Genomic DNA, 16,065 nt, shown 5'->3' with positions numbered 1-16,065 from the left:
TCAGACTGCTGACAAACCCGTCGATTTTTTTGGCGGGTTTTTGGTGTTTTGGGAGTGCGTGTTCAGATGGTGTTTTCGGGGCTGGGTGGGCGGAGTTTGAAGTGGGCTTGAGAGCCCTCATCCCCAGGCTGGTTTTGGGGTTTTCGTCATCGCCATTGCGATCTTTTGGATATTCTGGGCGCTCGCTGCAAGCAGGCATTGCCATCTGACCTGGATGAGACCGCGAAAGAGGCATAGCGGTGCCCGTGTAGCTGTTTGGCATCGGCAAACGAGCGTTCGACCGTCTCTTTGCGCCGCTTGTAGATCACCTTGCCCCACGTCGTCTTGCGGTTCATGTCGGTGCGCTCTCGGGCATCAGCTCAGACATGCCGGGTAATGGTCCGCTCCGCCTTGGCGTTTGCGGTGCACGATGCCAGAAGCGGGCAGTCGCAGCACACTGACGGGTCCGAGCGGTAGTGCTTGTAGCCGTTGCGGTCGGTGGTGGCGTAGCTGAGTAACTGGCCTTGAGGGCAGCGATAACCGTCCGCCTCGGGCTCGTAGACGAATTTCGATTTGGCGACCATCCCCTCTTTGGGCGGGGTCGGCCTGCGATAGCCGGTCACGCCGAGGATTTGCCTGCCCTCCAGACCTCTGGCCCCTCCAGACCTCTAGCAATGCCTGCCGTGGCATAGCCGGCATCCAGACCGACTGCGCCGACAGTGAATTCGAAGCGTTCACGCTGCCGGTCCAATCGTTCGAGATAGACGATGGAGTCATGCACATTGGCTGGCGTCACATAGGTATCAGTGATTATGGCATGGCGGCCATCGACCGTGCGGTGATCGAGATAAAAGAAACCCTTAGGCTTACCGTCGCGGACCATGTAACCGCTATCGGGATCGGTACGACTGACCTTGGTTTCCTTCACCTCAGCTTCGCGTTCCTTGTCCTTCAACGGCTTCTGGCCGTGCGCCACACGCTCGGCCTCAATCGCCCGGTCGAGATCGGCCCAGTAGTCGGCTCGCGACTTCTTCAGCATCACCAGATCGTACTTGCCCTTGTTGGCATTGGCCTTCAGATGGGTCGAATCCGTATAGAGCACCGTGCCATCCACCAGGCCATGGCGGATCGCCTGCTCCACGATCGCATCGAAGATGTCCTGCGCCACGGACGTGTCGTTGAAGCGGCGGCGACGGTTCTGGGAAAGCGTCGAGGCCTCGAAGACCGGGTCCGTCAGCTTCATGCGCAAGAACCACCGATAGGCGACATTCACCTCGATCTCGCGCACCAACTGACGCTCCGAGCGCACCCCGAACAGGTAGCCGATGAACAGCGCCTTGAACATCAGCGTCGGATCGAGCGGCGGCCGACCGTTGTCGGCGCAGTAGAGCCTCGCGACGCGATCATGAATGAAGGAGAAGTCGATCACCGCGTCGATCTTGCGAAGCAGGTGATCCTTCGGCACCAGGCTATCTAGTGTCACCATCTCGAGAGCCGTCTGTTCGGGAGCGGGTTTCTTCAACATGGCCCAGAGAATCATAAACCCCCAGCTCGCGCCAGGGGTTTGTCAGCAGTCTGGGGCCCTTACGGGCCCTTTTCTATTTGGATTAATCAAACACTATCGCCGGAGCGGGCTTTCCAGCGCCTGCACCTGATTTCATATTTTCCCAGACCTTACGCGCGATATCGCGATAGATTTTCGCGTGTTCGCTATCCGGTTCGACCGCAGTGATCGGCGTGCCATTGTCTGAATGCGCACGCACATCCATATGCAAAGGCACTTCGCCCAAGAACGGCACATTCAGACGTTCCGCTTCTGCACGCGCACCGCCATGACCGAAAATGTCGTAACGCTTGCCGGTATCCGGCGCGATGAAATAGCTCATATTCTCAACGATGCCCAGAAGTGGTACATCGACCTTTCGGAACATGGCAAGTCCCTTGCGTGCGTCTATCAGCGCCAGATCCTGCGGCGTGGAAACAACGACTGCCCCCGCCAAGGGCACCTGCTGCGCCATGGTAAGCTGAGCGTCACCTGTCCCCGGAGGCATATCGACGACCAGAACGTCGAGATTGCCCCATGCCACTTCGCGCAGCATCTGTGTGAGCGCCGACATGACCATCGGCCCGCGCCAGATCATCGGCGTGTCCTCATCCACCATGAACCCCATCGACATCACCCTGACGCCGTAGTTTTCCATTGGCTGGAGTGTCCGGCCTTCAACCGTTTCCGGGCGACCGGAAAGGCCAAGCAGACGTGGCATCGACGGGCCGTAAATATCAGCATCGAGAATGCCGACCTTCAGGCCATTGGCCGCCATACCGAGCGCCAGATTAACCGCCGTCGTAGATTTACCGACGCCACCCTTGCCCGACGCAACTGCAATAATTGCGCCAACGCCGGGAATACCGGGCTTGGCTGCCGGACGCGGCTGGGGAGATGCCGGTGTGGGACGCGGCTGTGGTTTTGGCGGTGGTGGCGCATCGTCACTTGTGCGACCACCTTTCTTTTCCGCCGTCAGCGTAACCAGCGCACCCGATACACCGGGAATTTCCTTAACCGCTTTTTCCGCAGCCAGCCGCATCGGTTCAAGCCCGTTTGCGCGATCCGCAGGAACCGTGATGGAAAAGAATACTTTAGAATCAGCAATAAAAATATCCGACACCAGACCGAGCGACACGACATCGCTTTCGAAATCTGGTCCTGTCACAGCTTTGAGCCGCTCCAGTACCTGTTCACGCGTTACGCCTGACATTATTCCAACCTCGTCTGCGGCAAGCCCTCGTCTGCAACACGCATTGCGCTTGCCCGCTTTGCATGTCTTGAGATAAGCCAGTTTTAGCCAAAAGGCCAATAGAACCAAGCAAAGAGTTTTATAAAGACAGGTGACATTATGGCCAAAGCCATCCACACGATGATACGCGTTCTTGATGAGGAGCGTTCCGTTTCCTTCTACGATCAGGCTTTTGGGCTGAAGATCGCCGAGCGCATCGATTTTGAGAGCTTCACGCTTGTTTATCTGCGCAATGACGATGCGGACTTCGAAGTTGAATTGACCATCAACAAGGGTCGCACCGAAGCTTACAATTTAGGCGATGGCTATGGCCACCTCGCCGTTGTCGTCGATGATCTAGCCGAGGAGCATGCCCGCTTCACTGAACTGGGTTTCAAAGTCGGCAAGCTGGTGGACTTCAAAAATGGTGACGTGCTGGTCGCGCGTTTCTTCTTTGTCGAAGACCCGGATGGTTACAAGATCGAGGTCATTCAGCGCGGCGGACGCTATCAATAAGCAATTGGGCGACCAGCTTATCAGATTTCTGCTCGCTTTCTCATAAATCAGCTTCTATTTGACGCTTGGCAAAGACGGTTGCCTTGGAATAGATAAGGTCAATCCTGAAGGAGCAATGGATTGAACAGGCGCGCAGTCCAGTTATGGGCAACATTGGCAATACGCATTTTGAGCGTATTGGCGTTGATGCTCGTCGCTTTTGCGCACAAGCCGGTCATCCTCGCTTCTCCTGAACAATTGCTGCTCGCAGAATATGTGTTGCCGGATGGCAGCTATCCGGTGCTCTGCATAACGGATCACGCCATTGATGCTGATGGCCATGATCGCAATCAGCATGTGCATAACAGCACGGCTTGCGATGCCTGCCGCATTTCATCAGCGTTTCTGTGTCCTGCGCCTGCTCCATCGACAGGAGCCACAATCAATATTGCAACGGCTGATATTATCACGCCGTCACAACCAATTCTGAGGCAGCAGACTTACCCACCTCAAGCGCCGCCGCAAGCGCCGCCTTTCGCCTGAAAACAATCTTTTCCTGCACGCGCTTAGAAAAGCTGCGTCCCGACACATGATTATTCAGGTTTATTACAATGAAAAATGCTCGTCTTTTGACATCCGCCATTTCGCTCTTTGCCCTTTGCGCTTCTGCAGGCATGGCCAGTGCCCATTCATCGCTTGATCAGAGCGAAGCCACGGCAGGAAGCCGCTATAAGGCAGTCGTTCGCATTCCCCACGGTTGCGACAGCAAAGCGACAACCTCGGTCAAAATCGAACTGCCAGAAGGTTTTGTTTCCGCCCAGCCACAGGCAAAAGCTGGTTGGAAAATTGAAACTGCCAAGGGTGATTACGCAAAGAGCTACAAAGTCCACGGTAAGGATGTGACTTCTGGCGTTAAGCAAGTGACCTTCAGCGAAGGCGAATTGCCGAGCGATTTCTACGATGAATTCGTGGTTGTCGGCCAGCTTGCCACATTCGACAAGGACACAACGCTTTCCTTCCCGGTCACACAATATTGTGGCACGGACGCTTCCGTTGCATGGACTGAAATTGCAGCAGATGGTCAGAACCCGCACGATCTGAAAAACCCTGCCCCGCAGCTTCGCGTTCTCGTTGCTGCCGAATCTGATGACCATGCCGGACATGGCTCGCATGGCGATCACGCTATGGCACCAACCAAAGCGGGCGATCTGAGCATCAGCGGCCCTTCCATCCGTGCGATGGTTCCGGGTGCCAAGGTTGCTGGCGGTTTCCTCACGATCAAGAATGACGGCAAAAACGCCGACAAGCTGATTGGCGTTACGACAACCGGCGTTAAGCGCGTTGAAATCCATGAAATGACCATGGAAAATCAGGTCATGAAGATGCGCAAGCTTGAAAATGGTCTGGATATTCCGGCCGGTGAAACGGTCGAGCTAAAATCCGGTGGCTACCACCTGATGTTCATTCAGCCAGACCATCCTTACAAGGAAGGCGACAAGGTTTCGGCGACGCTGGAATTTGAAAAGGCTGGGAAAGTTGATCTGGAATTCCCTGTGACCCCGCAAAGCGGCAAGTCGGAAGATCACTCGAAACATTAATCGATCACTTAGGGCGATAACGCGCCTCTCTCCGTGCATTATGCGCCCGTTTGCCGCAACCGCTACCCCGTTGTAGCGGTTGCGTTCTTCGTTTATAGCTATAAACATGACTTTAATAGTCTAGAATAATTCCACACTATTGAAATAATTCACTTTTATAAAAGCTGAGTAATTGACTCCAGATCAATTTACAGCTTTTATGCAGCAGAGTTATTTTGTGCAGCCTTTGATGTTTGGGCCTTGAACCCGTTCGATTGGAGGACCTTATGATCGGTCTCAATGAGTGCCGGTCCGCAAATGTGGATGGATTGCCGTGGCAGTTGCATCTTTTGCCGACCGGATATTGTAATGCGCGAGGGGAAACAGAACGCCTCGCGAAACAAAAGCAGAAAGACTGCGCACGTGCGCGCACCTCTGAATGGAGGCGCACATGAATATGCGTATTTCTGAGCTGAATGGCGCCAACAGTGTCGGCTATTATGACCGCCTTCCTGAAAAGCTGGTGCTTGAAGGCTATCGCCGCTGGACCGCCGGTTTTGAAACCGGATCGATCATTCCCTGGGAAATGACCTGGGGCCTCTATTCGGAATTGCTTGGCGCATCAGAAGCAAAGCGGGCCGTGGGCGAACTCTCCCAGTTCATCCGTGTGCTGCACCATTGTGCAAGCTGCCAGTTGCGCGCCTTTCCATTCGATTCGCACCATGTCTGCCGCGAAGAGTGTCTGACGCTCGGATTGATCTCAGGCATCCAGAATCAGGATGGTTTGCTGCTCGATACCTGTCTTGAAGCAATTGCCTGTAAACGCCGCAGCCTTGATGTAGCCGATGCGGCCCGCAGTTTCGCCGACACTTTGGCGGATTTCGGACAGACTTTGCTGCCAATACCCATCCATGCCATCGACAGTGCTTTGAACATTTCCCGTCGCGCGACTTTTCACTGAGCCGAAAACGCAGCACGGAAATTAACTTGGATTGAGGCCGCGAAAAGCGGCACGAGGAGAACGAAAATGCAGGTCAGAACAGAACGACGCCTCGGCTTTGTAGCAGCCATTGCACTCACAGCTTCAGCCTTCGCCATGCCCGCCATATCCACACAAATGGCACAGGACACCACTGCGCCTGCTTCAATGCACGCATCGGTCGACAGCGTGAAACTGGAGCTATCGCGCCTGGTTGCTTTTGCTGACACAGCGACAAAGCCAGCTCATTACGAATAAGAATACACAGAACCGGCCGGGCGCAACGCCTCCAGTCAGCCCGGAAAACTTTAGAGCGCGTGCATTGTGGAATGCACGCGCTCTAATTTTTTAACGTGGGCGAACCGATCATCCAACGATGATCGGCGCCTGTCCCTGAACACGATTATAAAGATCGATAATGTCCTGATTCATCAGGCGGATACAGCCCGACGACATCGACTGACCAATCGACCACCATTCCGGTGAGCCGTGAATACGATAGCCGGTGTCGCGACCATTCTGGAAGATATAAAGCGCTCGTGCACCCAGCGGGTTCTGTGGTCCCGGTTCCTGACCGTTGCGGTATTTTTCAAGATCAGGTCGGCGCTGGATCATTTCCGGCGGAGGCGTCCAGCGTGGCCATTGCTTCTTGTACTGGACATTGGCACGCCCAGACCATTCAAAACCTGCCTTGCCGATACCGACGCCATAGCGCAAGGCTTCGCCGCCAGGCAGAACATAATAAAGGAAGTGATCCTTGGTACTGACAACAATGGTTCCCGGTGCCTGCCCTGTCGGATCAGGGACAATCTGACGGCGGAACTCTTTCGGTACTTTCTGGTATGGAATAGCGGGAAGCGAATATTGGCCCTCCTGCACCGCCGCATACATCACATCCGGCGTCGTGATGTTCTTATCAACGCTGATTTGCGGACGCATTGGCGTGATGCCGCCCGTCGACATCGGGTCCAGATTCATCTGAAACGCCGACATGTCCATGGTTTGCGAACAGCCTGCAACGCCGCCCAGCATAGCGGCCCCTGTGCCAAGCAGAAAATGGCGGCGGCTTAATTTCTCAGTCAACTTGGACATACAAATCGCCTAACTCAAAACAACTGGCAAAATGCCTTCTGATCATTTTGACAATTTGCGTCCTTATGGTTGAGGAAGCGTTAAACAACTCGCGCAAACGTTAAGAAAAATGGTTACCGTGCTATAGTTAAAACAAAGGCCGGGATCACTCCCGGCCGTTCAAACTGCAAACGCATGATGGATCAATAGTCCTTTTCATAGAAGATACCAGCACTGGAATCCCCATCGGAACCAACCGCGCCCTTGATCTTCAGGTTACGCGAAATGTCAAGATTGACGGTCCCCTTGGTCGCTCCGGCAGAACCCGCTTCCACACCCAGATAAATATTATCGCGAATATAGCGCCCTGCACGCACGGCGGTCTGCCCCTTGCTGTCCGTCACGACATCAATGTCATCCAGCCCCGTGCCTTGCCGGAGCTTGCTGATCAGAGAGTTATTTGAACCACCAGCCAGTTCTGCGGCAGCAGCTGCAAGCTGCGCGATCTGGAAAGCCGACAACTCGCCAATGGATCGCTTGAAGATCAGCTGCGCCAGCACTTCATCCTGTGGAAGTTCCGGCGAAGACGAGAAGACGATGTTAAGATTATCAACCGTACCTGTGACCGTTACAATTGCAGTGATGTTATCGCCTTCACTGCGCGCAACAAAATTGATCTGCGGATTAAGATCGCCGACAAGCGTGACAGTACCTTCATCAAACGTAATGCGTTGACCAAGAATACTGATACGGCCGCGTATCAGATCAAAAGAACCCACTGGCTGGATATTGGTGATCGGACCAGTCAGACGCACACGCCCACCCAGTTCTGTATCAAGACCGCGGCCCCGCACGAAAATCTTATTTGGCGCATTCACCAGAACATCGAGACGCGGAACACTTGGACGAGAGGTTGGTACAGGCACTCTGCTTTTGCGCGTTTCGACCTTGGCGCGATCAAGCGTGATCTGTACGTTCTTTGGCGTATTGATATGCTGCACAGGAACGTAAGTTGCTCCACCGCCCAGATTTTCCGGCACGGTAATTTCTGCGCGCTCAACATCAATGCGACCAGCGATCAACGGATCACGCATCAGCGGGCCAGTGATGGAAATGCCGCCATTAACGGTCGCTGCTACCAGTTTGCCATCGGCATAACGCGCATTGTCAAACTTGATATCGATATTCGCGGGGAAGCTGGCAGCCGCATTGGTTGAGATTGTGCCAGTTGCGGAAACCGACCCGCCACCGCCCAAGGCTGCATTGACCTGACGAAGCGTGATGGTTTCACCCTCCATCGCGCCCATGACATTGATATTGTTCAGACGAAGGTTTGTTTCAGGATCAATGAACTGTGCACCCGATGTCGAGAACATGCCGCGCAGCTGTGGCTTGTCGAAACCACCTGAAACGCTTGCGGTCAGCGACAGCGTCCCGCTTGCTTGTGAACCACGATCAGCGAGGAAACGATTGGCGAGAGCCAGCGGAACGCTGCCTGAAACATTGACACCAAGGCCCTGCCCCGAAAGCGGCACCTTGCCATTCGCAGTGACATTGAGACCCTGCGGACCTTCAAGCGTCAGCGACGAAATATCGACCGTCTTTGCTGCGTAATTGCCAGCTGTCTGCACATTTATTGGCGCAAGGCCATTGTCGCGCAGAGGCTTAGCCGCAAGACCCGCTCCGCGCAGATTGAACTGCGCCGCCGGATTGGTCAACGGGCCAGTCACGCGCGCAGTGCCTGTCACGTTACCCGCCAGATCCTGACCTTTTACTGCGCCGTTCAATGCCGTTAGCGGCAGGTTGGCGAGATTAACATCAACGGCCAGATCGCCCTTGCCAAGCGGCACAGCACCCTTGGCGCTGACATCTATACCGCCGCCGCCTGTTATACGGGCATCGACGTTGAGACGATTGTTATCCGAGGTGCCTTTGGCGTCCGCATCAAGCGGTGCAATGCCCTGATTTTTCAGTTCAGCAGCAGTCACACCACGCGCAGTGATGTCAAATGCTGCATTCGGATTATCTTTGGTGCCTGTAACGCGCGCCGTTCCATTAAGCGTGCCGCCAAGGCCAAGCTCGGGCTTGAATGTATTGGCAAGCGCCAGCGGCAAATTGGAGAGTGCAACCGAAAGATCAAGTTGGTCACCAACCGCACCATTCACCTTGACCTGTCCGTCGCCCGTATTGACGATAATATCGCCAAAGGAGATGTTGCTTCCCTTCATGGCAATGGTAGCAGGTGCAGCAAGCGTTGCCGCAAGGTTTCCCTGCTTCACATCGGCAGATGTAAGCGCCAGCTCAAATCCACCATCTTTCGGCTCAAGCGAACCAGAAGCATTGGCAAGCGTGCCAATCTTGAGCTTGGTGCTGGCCGTAAAATCAGTCTTTGTGCCGGTTGCATTGGCTTTGGCGTCAAAATTATCGATGCCGAACGTACCAACCAGAATGTCACGCGCACTCGCTGTACCATCTACAACCGGCACACCGAATAGATCCTGCGCGGTGAGCGCAATATCAGCCGATGTAATATGATTGCCGTTGATTTTAAGGTCATTGGCCTTGGCATTGACGCTCGCGTTCTGGCGTTCGCCAGTGGCATCAAGCGTGATATTGGCGTTGGCAGAACCAGTCGCATCGGCAAGGAAAAGTGCTGCGGCTGTGGAAATATCCGGCGCATCGACTTTCAACTGGCCTGCCAGCAGACCTTTTGCACTCTGCGTAATATTGCCAGAAAGATGCGCACCACCTGCGTTAAACACCAAATCGGTCAAATGCTTCTCGTCGTTCACAATATCAATCAGCGTAGCAAGATCGATCTTCTGGCCATTGAGGAATGCGTTCCCGGTAAGCTTGCCCGACAGCGAGGCGCCCGTTGTGGCATTCCCATCAAGCAGCGCATTGAAATCAAGTGCGCCTTCGGTGAGCTTGCGATCCGCCAGCGTTCCCTGTGGCGCATCCGCACGCAATGCCAGAGCAATCAGTTTGTCGTCGCCGCGCGCACTCCCCTTGATCGTCATGCGGCCCGAAGCTTTGTCAGACAAAAGCTTGAGATCAGAGAGCATGACGCCGAAATCAAAATCGGCTTTGTCGGACGCAAAAGAGCCATTTGCGGTAATTTCGCTCAACTCATTGCCAATGCGGAAATTACGCGCTGAGAAACCCTGTGTACTCCGGGCGATCCCGCCGCTCAGTTTCACATCGCCATTGAGAATGTTATCGACCGCTTCCGTGCCCGTGCGCATGTTCTGCGCATTGCCATCAAGATTAAGATCGAAGGCACCGCTGATCGGTCTGACCGTGCCCGATGCTTTCACATCAATGCTACCAGCAAGATCGCGGTCGGCGAGCGCTGCATAAGGCGCAAGGGTTGCGACCTTGGCTGCGATATCGCCATTGAACGCGAAGTCATCAATCTTGCCGTTAAGTTCCAGGCTGAGGCCATTGCCTTGGATTGCAGCTTTTGCCAGATCGACAGCAGTTCCAGCGCGCCAGCCACCTGCAATCGCGAGATCAATTTTATCGCCCAGTGCCTCGGCAACTTTTGCATCGGTTGCATCAATTCCGCTGACACCGCCCTTCACATCGAAGGTCACACGGCGGTTGGCCGCGTCGTTCAGATTTTCAGCAATACCACCCATATCAAGCGCAATGCTGGCAGCGGAAACTGTCGCATTCTTGAAACCAGAAACAGCAAGCTTGCCGGTCCAGTCATTGGTGGGTCGGTCGCCGTAAGCGATTTGCAATGTGGCATTATTGATGGTTGTCTCACCACCCTTGACCGGCAAAAGCACCTCACTCTTGCTGTCATCGCGAATATTCGCATCAACGCGCAGCTTGTTCAGAAAGCCATCCGTTCCGGCCTCAGCCGAGGCTTTGACGTTCAGTGCAGCACTGTTGAGCGACAGATCATCGAGACGGAAACCACCGCCATCTTTCAGCAGACCATTAGCGGAAAGCGCTGTTTCAGCACCAAAGAAATCGCGAAACGCTGGCGGCACCAGAACGGCGATAGGACCATTGATCTGCGTCGCAAACACCCTGCCATCAGCCTGACGCACCAGTGTAAAACCACCCGTCAACGTGCGACTGCCATTGGTATCAAGCGCCAAATCGATCTTAAGATCATCCAGTGTGCCCTTGCCAGTCAGCGTCAGATCAACCGGCGGACGACCATCAATATTAAGCACATTGGCAACAATACCGTTGGCAGGCTCAGTGACTTTCAGATCGAGATCAAGCTTCTGATCAGCATTGGCATAGGCGGCGCGCAGCGCAAAATTACCGCCCGGACCATCAAGACGTTTAATGTCAAAGGCAGAAGTCAGCGACCCATCGGCAAGCGACAGATTGCCATTCAGCGATACTTCCGATTGCAGTCCAAAAATATCCGGACCGAATTTGAGACGCGCCACATCAAGGCTATCGATATTGATCGACAGCGGCAGTTCCGGCAGGCTGAAACTCGACGATTCTGGCGACGGCAAACTGTTATCCGGTAATGGCTTGCGGATCAGATCAATACGTTCGGCAACCAGCGACTGAATGCTCAGGCGACCTGTAAACAGCGCCGTGCGGCTCCAGTTAAGTTTCGCATTTTCAATGCGCAGCCACACGCCTTCGCGGTCAGCAATGGTAATCTGGGCAACACTTGCCTCAGACGACAAAAGTCCGCTTAAGCCTGAAAACTGGATACGGCGGTTTGGCGCGGAAAGTTTACTTTCCACGAAGGAAATAAAATACGACTTTTCCTCTTCCTGCTGCTGCTCTTGGGCTACGGCAGGTATTGCGAAAAGGATGAAGGCGAGAAGTGCGAGAAATCTGGTCAAAACGCCTGTCCTATGCCCACGTAGAATGCATAGCTCGGATCGCCCGAGCGGCGGTTAAGCGGAAGAGCGACATCGAGACGGATCGGCCCAAGCCCCGTCAGATAGCGCAGACCAAGACCCGCGCCGACACGCATCTCTTCCGAAAAGTCAGGATAGGATTGTTCACCAACGTAGCCTGCGTCGACGAAGCCAACGACACCAATGGAGTCGGTGACGCGTGTGCGGACTTCACCCGAGGTTTCAACCAGTGATCGCCCCGCGATTGTTTCGCCGGTCGGTGTTTTGACACCAATGCTGCGATAGGAATAGCCACGGATAGAGCCGCCGCCGCCCGCAAGGAAAAGTTGGTTTGGCGGAAGATCGGCAATATCCGCACCCACGACAGAACCGAGTTTCACGCGACCGGCGAGAACAACGCGATCCGTCGCGCCAAAGCCGTAATAAGCACGGCCTTCTGCAGTGAAACGCGTCGCGAAGTTGCCCCGCTGGAATTCATAGAAGGGTTGAATATTGCCTTCTGCATAAAGTCCGGACGTTGGATCGGGCTTGTTGTTACGGCCATCGTAAAGAAGGTTGCCTTCAAGTCCACCAGTCGTGAACTCGCGCTTTCCGAAATAATCGTCATCGAAGCGGCCATGGCTGGCTTTTGCATAAAGCGCACCGGACAGTTCGTCGCTGAATATCTGCGTAAAGCCGGTTTTCGCATTCACCGACGTTTCCGTATAGGCGTCAAGCACTTCACGCTTCGCATCAAGTGCTGCCACAAAGTCCGTATCCGGGGTATAAATGCCGGGCTTCGCGAAGCTTGTACCGAGGGTGTAAGTGTAATTGGCTGGATCGAACGAGTTATCCTGCGAGCCACCAACGCCACTGACCTTGGCATCGAAGCGCAGTCGCTCGCCGCGGCCAAACAGGTTGCGATGCATCCAGTAACCGGTCACACCGAAACCATCGAGCGTCGAATATTCGGCACCAAAACCGAACCGACGGGGTGCGCGCTCCTGCACATTAAGGGTCATCGGCAGACTGCCATCCGGCTCAATCTGGTCCGCTTCCTCAAAACTCATCGCACGGAAAACCTCCATGCGGCCAAGACGCTTCTTGGCGTCCTCGATGTCTTTAGGGCTGTATTGCTTGCCTTGTTTAAGGCCAGTCATCCAGGCCACAAATTGCGGGTCCATACGTGCAGTGCCAACGACACTGACCGGACCATAAAATGCCTTGCGACCCGGATCGAGCGAAACGTCCGCGGCAACCGTATCGCCATCATGATTAGCAACAATGTCTTCGCCAGTGATTTTCGCTTTTGCATAGCCTTGCTGTCGCCAAGCCTCAACCGCCAGTCGCTCAGCCTTGAGGATTGTGGTCGATCGGGCAACCTCACCCGGCGCAAAGCCAGCTTCTTCCGGCGTTTGAATTTTGTTGCGTTTATCCGCATATGGCGGCGCGATATTTGAAATCGCCGTGCGGGAAAACAGGAACTGCGGGCCCGGATCAACTGAAATATCAATCTTGGCATTGTTCGGAATGTCGGTGTCGGCGGGAATATCCGCTGCTTCACGTCCATTGACCTTGATGGAAATCGTTCCGCCGTAGCGACCATCGCCATAAAGCGCTGCGAGAATGCGGCGATAATCACCGCGCGCTTTTGCTAAAAGCCCCGCCGAACCAGATGCAGGCGTTCCTTCATCGGAGACGAGCCCGGATGCGCCATCAATTACAGATTTCAGATCAGCATCGCTACCGTCAGCATTTTTGCGTGTGCCTGAAGTCGTGACTTCGACCGTGTAGCTTTTGGGATCAATAATGTCGGGATCGGTTTCTTTCTTCTGACCCCAAAGGTGAATTCCAAAAATCTCAAACGCCAAAGCAGGCGAAACCGTCATGGAAGCAAATTGCACCGCCAAAGCGAGTACAATCAAACTTCTTCCCTGTATCGTCCTGTTACGCCTAGTCATACACAATACTGTCCGGTTGCAATTTCACGACCGCTTGGGCAGCGCCTCGTCCTCCCCCAAATCCCAGGACGATTCAGGGATTAACATAGTGCGGCAGGAAGACCAAGCTTCAACCCGATGCGTTTTGACATTTCAGACCCAGATGCAGTGCTTTGCGCGTCATGACCAGCCTTAACAAAAAGCCCTCACAGCCAACCCAAAGAGCGATCCAAGCCCTAAAGTCAAATATGCCCTATTTTGAATAGATTGAGTCAATGGAGCGTTAATAAGTGGACAAGATTAATATAAAAAAATCGCAATATAATTGCGGCCCGCCAGAGGGAGGGACTCTGGCAGGCCGCGGATCAGGTCATGTTTAGGCGGGGAGGATATGACCTGAAAACAAACAATGTTAACTAAAAGCGTAAGACTAAGAGGCTTCTCTGCTTACGCTTTGGTTTTAACGCCCAGAATTAGGCGGACGCGTATTCGGCAAATGTCCACCCCCAAATTGATCCGGCCGCTTTAGATACGAAGGCCTCATAGGACTCACACCTTGTCCAATTGGGGGAGCAATCGGTGGAACCGGCGACGAACCGGGATCACGATAAGGATCATAGCCCGGCACAGGATCTGGCTGGTAAGGGTCGTATCCCGGACGCACAGGAGGACGCCGATGAGGGTGCCAACGCGGCACCCAACGAGGATACCAACCCGGTCCCCACTCGTCTTCGACGCCACCATCAATAATAACGGTGGTGCTTCGCGATCCTGGATAATTGGGGCCAGGCACATAACGAGCGAAACTTAGAAAGCGCGCTGATACCCACCCGCGAATCCCACTCGATCGGATTTGACACCAGGAGCCGCGGCAAGGGCCAGCATCAACACCGATACCAGCGGGTAGCAAAGCAAGCCGACCATAATTACTTCCTGGTCCAGCCCTTACATTGACGTTTGCAGTAACGATTGCAGGCGCAGCCAACGCAACAACAGGAGCAGCCAATACGGAAGTAAAAATTACTGCTGCAACAATTTTATTATGAGGCAGAGAATCCAAAAAATACATTTACATTTCTCCAAAAATGCCATCAAAAAGCTATTAAAGAAATCAATAATAACAACATTAATACAGATAAGAAATAAAATCAAATATTGCCAAAATCATGGCAGATTATTTTCTTACATTATAGAAAAAAGTCACAGTTAAAATTTTATTTCGAAGTATAAATCATTTTAATAGAAATTTACTCAAATCGAATCTCAATTACTTTCCTCTAATACATCAAACAAAAGCGCCCTGGAGGGAACCAGGGCGCTACGCGGCTTTTTAAGGGGGGAGAGGGAGGAAAAGCCGCGCAACCGGGCCGTCAGACCAGGTTTCAGGCGATCAGAAGGCCAGCCGGAACCAGCCTTCCGAAATTCAATTATGGCAGATTACGCGCATCATCCGGTGTCATATACATCGGCATCATGTTGGTATCGAGGTGATGCATGACCCAGATGGAGCCAGCAAGCACGATGGCCAAAATGATGACCGTGAAAATGAGTGCCAGAATGTTCCAGCCATTTTCCGACTTCGGATCAAGATGCAGGAAGTAAACCAGATGCACCACGATCTGAACGGCCGCCATACCGATAACAATCGCTGCGGTCGTCGCCGGTGTGAAGTAACCATTCATCGCCAGCATAAACGGAACGATGGTGAGAACGATCGCAAGAGCCAAACCAATCAGGTACGACTTCAGGCTGCCATGTGCGGCTTGATCATGTGTTTCGTGTCCAGAGCTCATCACAATACACCCAGCAGATAGACAAGGGTAAAGACGCCAATCCAGATGATGTCCAGGAAGTGCCAGAAGAGGCTCAAGCACATCACGCGCGTCCGGTTCTTTTCAGTCAGGCCATCACGCAGAAGCTGGGCAGAAAGCACCAGAATCCAGATCAGACCCGAAGTAATATGCAGACCGTGGGTTCCGACCAACGCAAAGAAAGCTGAAAGGAATGCACTGCGGCTTGGGCCCGCGCCTTCAACGATCAGGTGATGGAATTCATAGATTTCCATAACAAGAAACGCTGCACCGAGCACGAACGTCACGCCCAGCCAAAACAAAACGCCTGCGCGATTGTTGCGGTACATCGACAAGGTCGCCAGACCATAGGTCAGCGACGATGCCAGAAGGATCATCGTTTCTGTCAGCACGAACGACAGGTCGAACAGCTCGCGGCCGGTCGGGCCGCCCGCAAACTGATGCGCCAAAACGGCATAGGTTGCAAAAAGGCCCGAGAAGAGAACGCAGTCGCTCATCAGGTAGATCCAGAAGCCGACCAGTGTGGTCGACCCTGCATCATGATGATCTTCGTGAGCCGGATGCTCGTTGCCACCCTTGAACGGGCCAACTTTGTAGTAAGTAGCGCTCATGG

Annotated in this window: 12 protein-coding genes and 1 pseudogene; 5 read left to right on the top strand and 8 right to left on the bottom strand. The window is 53.8% G+C overall.

Annotated features, from left to right (window positions below; all coding sequences use genetic code 11):
* Positions 1–117 precede the first annotated feature (117 nt).
* Together RI570_RS07065 and RI570_RS07060 are read right to left on the bottom strand one after the other, a co-directional pair.
* Positions 118–1,504: pseudogene (locus RI570_RS07065) on the bottom strand (IS1182 family transposase).
* A gap of 82 nt (positions 1,505–1,586) precedes the next feature.
* Positions 1,587–2,735, bottom strand: a complete 1,149-nt coding sequence (locus RI570_RS07060) for an Mrp/NBP35 family ATP-binding protein (protein WP_313827706.1) — start codon at positions 2,733–2,735, stop codon at positions 1,587–1,589.
* 138 nt (positions 2,736–2,873) lie between these two features.
* On the opposite strand from RI570_RS07060, the gene RI570_RS07055 reads away from it, so the two are divergent.
* From RI570_RS07055 to RI570_RS07035, 5 genes are all read left to right on the top strand, one after another.
* Positions 2,874–3,269, top strand: a complete 396-nt coding sequence (locus tag RI570_RS07055; RefSeq protein ID WP_313827704.1) for a VOC family protein — start codon at positions 2,874–2,876, stop codon at positions 3,267–3,269.
* Positions 3,270–3,389: 120 nt separating this feature from the next.
* On the top strand, positions 3,390–3,791 hold the full coding sequence (locus tag RI570_RS07050; RefSeq protein WP_409558626.1) for a hypothetical protein: 402 nt from the start codon (positions 3,390–3,392) through the stop codon (positions 3,789–3,791).
* A 68-nt stretch (positions 3,792–3,859) separates the two neighbouring features.
* Positions 3,860–4,846, top strand: a complete 987-nt coding sequence (locus RI570_RS07045) for a DUF1775 domain-containing protein (RefSeq protein ID WP_313827703.1) — start codon at positions 3,860–3,862, stop codon at positions 4,844–4,846.
* A 430-nt stretch (positions 4,847–5,276) separates the two neighbouring features.
* Positions 5,277–5,786 (top strand): hypothetical protein, encoded by a 510-nt coding sequence (locus RI570_RS07040; protein ID WP_313827702.1) that lies wholly within the window; start codon positions 5,277–5,279, stop codon positions 5,784–5,786.
* Positions 5,787–5,852: 66 nt separating this feature from the next.
* On the top strand, positions 5,853–6,062 hold the full coding sequence (locus RI570_RS07035) for a hypothetical protein (RefSeq protein ID WP_313827701.1): 210 nt from the start codon (positions 5,853–5,855) through the stop codon (positions 6,060–6,062).
* A gap of 108 nt (positions 6,063–6,170) precedes the next feature.
* Here RI570_RS07035 and RI570_RS07030 read toward each other — a convergent pair whose 3' ends face one another.
* From RI570_RS07030 to cyoC, 6 genes are all read right to left on the bottom strand, one after another.
* Positions 6,171–6,896: a L,D-transpeptidase gene (locus tag RI570_RS07030; protein ID WP_313827700.1), complete on the bottom strand. Its 726-nt coding sequence runs from the start codon at positions 6,894–6,896 to the stop codon at positions 6,171–6,173.
* A gap of 182 nt (positions 6,897–7,078) precedes the next feature.
* Positions 7,079–11,704: a translocation/assembly module TamB domain-containing protein gene (locus RI570_RS07025; RefSeq protein ID WP_313827699.1), complete on the bottom strand. Its 4,626-nt coding sequence runs from the start codon at positions 11,702–11,704 to the stop codon at positions 7,079–7,081.
* Entirely contained in the window at positions 11,701–13,662 is a 1,962-nt protein-coding gene (locus RI570_RS07020; protein ID WP_313827698.1) for an autotransporter assembly complex family protein, read from the bottom strand. Before RI570_RS07020 ends, RI570_RS07025 begins: the two co-directional genes overlap by 4 nt.
* Before the next feature lie 439 nt (positions 13,663–14,101).
* Entirely contained in the window at positions 14,102–14,710 is a 609-nt protein-coding gene (locus RI570_RS21660; protein ID WP_409558625.1) for an SH3 domain-containing protein, read from the bottom strand.
* Positions 14,711–15,068: 358 nt separating this feature from the next.
* Positions 15,069–15,434 (bottom strand): cytochrome o ubiquinol oxidase subunit IV, encoded by a 366-nt coding sequence (gene cyoD / locus RI570_RS07015; protein ID WP_310012700.1) that lies wholly within the window; start codon positions 15,432–15,434, stop codon positions 15,069–15,071.
* The gene (gene cyoC, locus RI570_RS07010) at positions 15,434–16,063 is read right to left on the bottom strand and encodes a cytochrome o ubiquinol oxidase subunit III (RefSeq protein ID WP_313827696.1); all 630 of its coding nucleotides are present in this window, start codon (positions 16,061–16,063) and stop codon (positions 15,434–15,436) included. The genes cyoD and cyoC overlap by 1 nt, the downstream gene beginning before the upstream one ends.
* Positions 16,064–16,065: the final 2 nt, after the last annotated feature.

Origin of the sequence: Brucella pseudogrignonensis (assembly GCF_032190615.1) — a bacterium.
In the GTDB taxonomy this organism is placed as follows: domain Bacteria; phylum Pseudomonadota; class Alphaproteobacteria; order Rhizobiales; family Rhizobiaceae; genus Brucella; species Brucella pseudogrignonensis_B.
The sequence above is the reverse complement of the archived record's forward strand: the minus strand, read 5'-3'. Positions and strand labels throughout refer to the sequence as shown.

Excerpts from the sequence above, each read along its gene's own strand:
- RI570_RS07060 (WP_313827706.1), bottom strand. The coding sequence starts at position 2,735 with ATGTCAGGCGTAACGCGTGAACAGGTACTGGAGCGGCTCAAAGCTGTG.
- RI570_RS07055 (WP_313827704.1), top strand. The coding sequence starts at position 2,874 with ATGGCCAAAGCCATCCACACGATGATACGCGTTCTTGATGAGGAGCGT.
- RI570_RS07045 (WP_313827703.1), top strand. The coding sequence starts at position 3,860 with ATGAAAAATGCTCGTCTTTTGACATCCGCCATTTCGCTCTTTGCCCTT.
- RI570_RS07040 (WP_313827702.1), top strand. The coding sequence starts at position 5,277 with ATGAATATGCGTATTTCTGAGCTGAATGGCGCCAACAGTGTCGGCTAT.
- RI570_RS07035 (WP_313827701.1), top strand. The coding sequence starts at position 5,853 with ATGCAGGTCAGAACAGAACGACGCCTCGGCTTTGTAGCAGCCATTGCA.
- RI570_RS07030 (WP_313827700.1), bottom strand. The coding sequence starts at position 6,896 with ATGTCCAAGTTGACTGAGAAATTAAGCCGCCGCCATTTTCTGCTTGGC.
- RI570_RS07020 (WP_313827698.1), bottom strand. The coding sequence starts at position 13,662 with ATGACTAGGCGTAACAGGACGATACAGGGAAGAAGTTTGATTGTACTC.
- RI570_RS21660 (WP_409558625.1), bottom strand. The coding sequence starts at position 14,710 with ATGTATTTTTTGGATTCTCTGCCTCATAATAAAATTGTTGCAGCAGTA.
- cyoD (WP_310012700.1), bottom strand. The coding sequence starts at position 15,434 with ATGAGCTCTGGACACGAAACACATGATCAAGCCGCACATGGCAGCCTG.
- cyoC (WP_313827696.1), bottom strand. The coding sequence starts at position 16,063 with ATGAGCGCTACTTACTACAAAGTTGGCCCGTTCAAGGGTGGCAACGAG.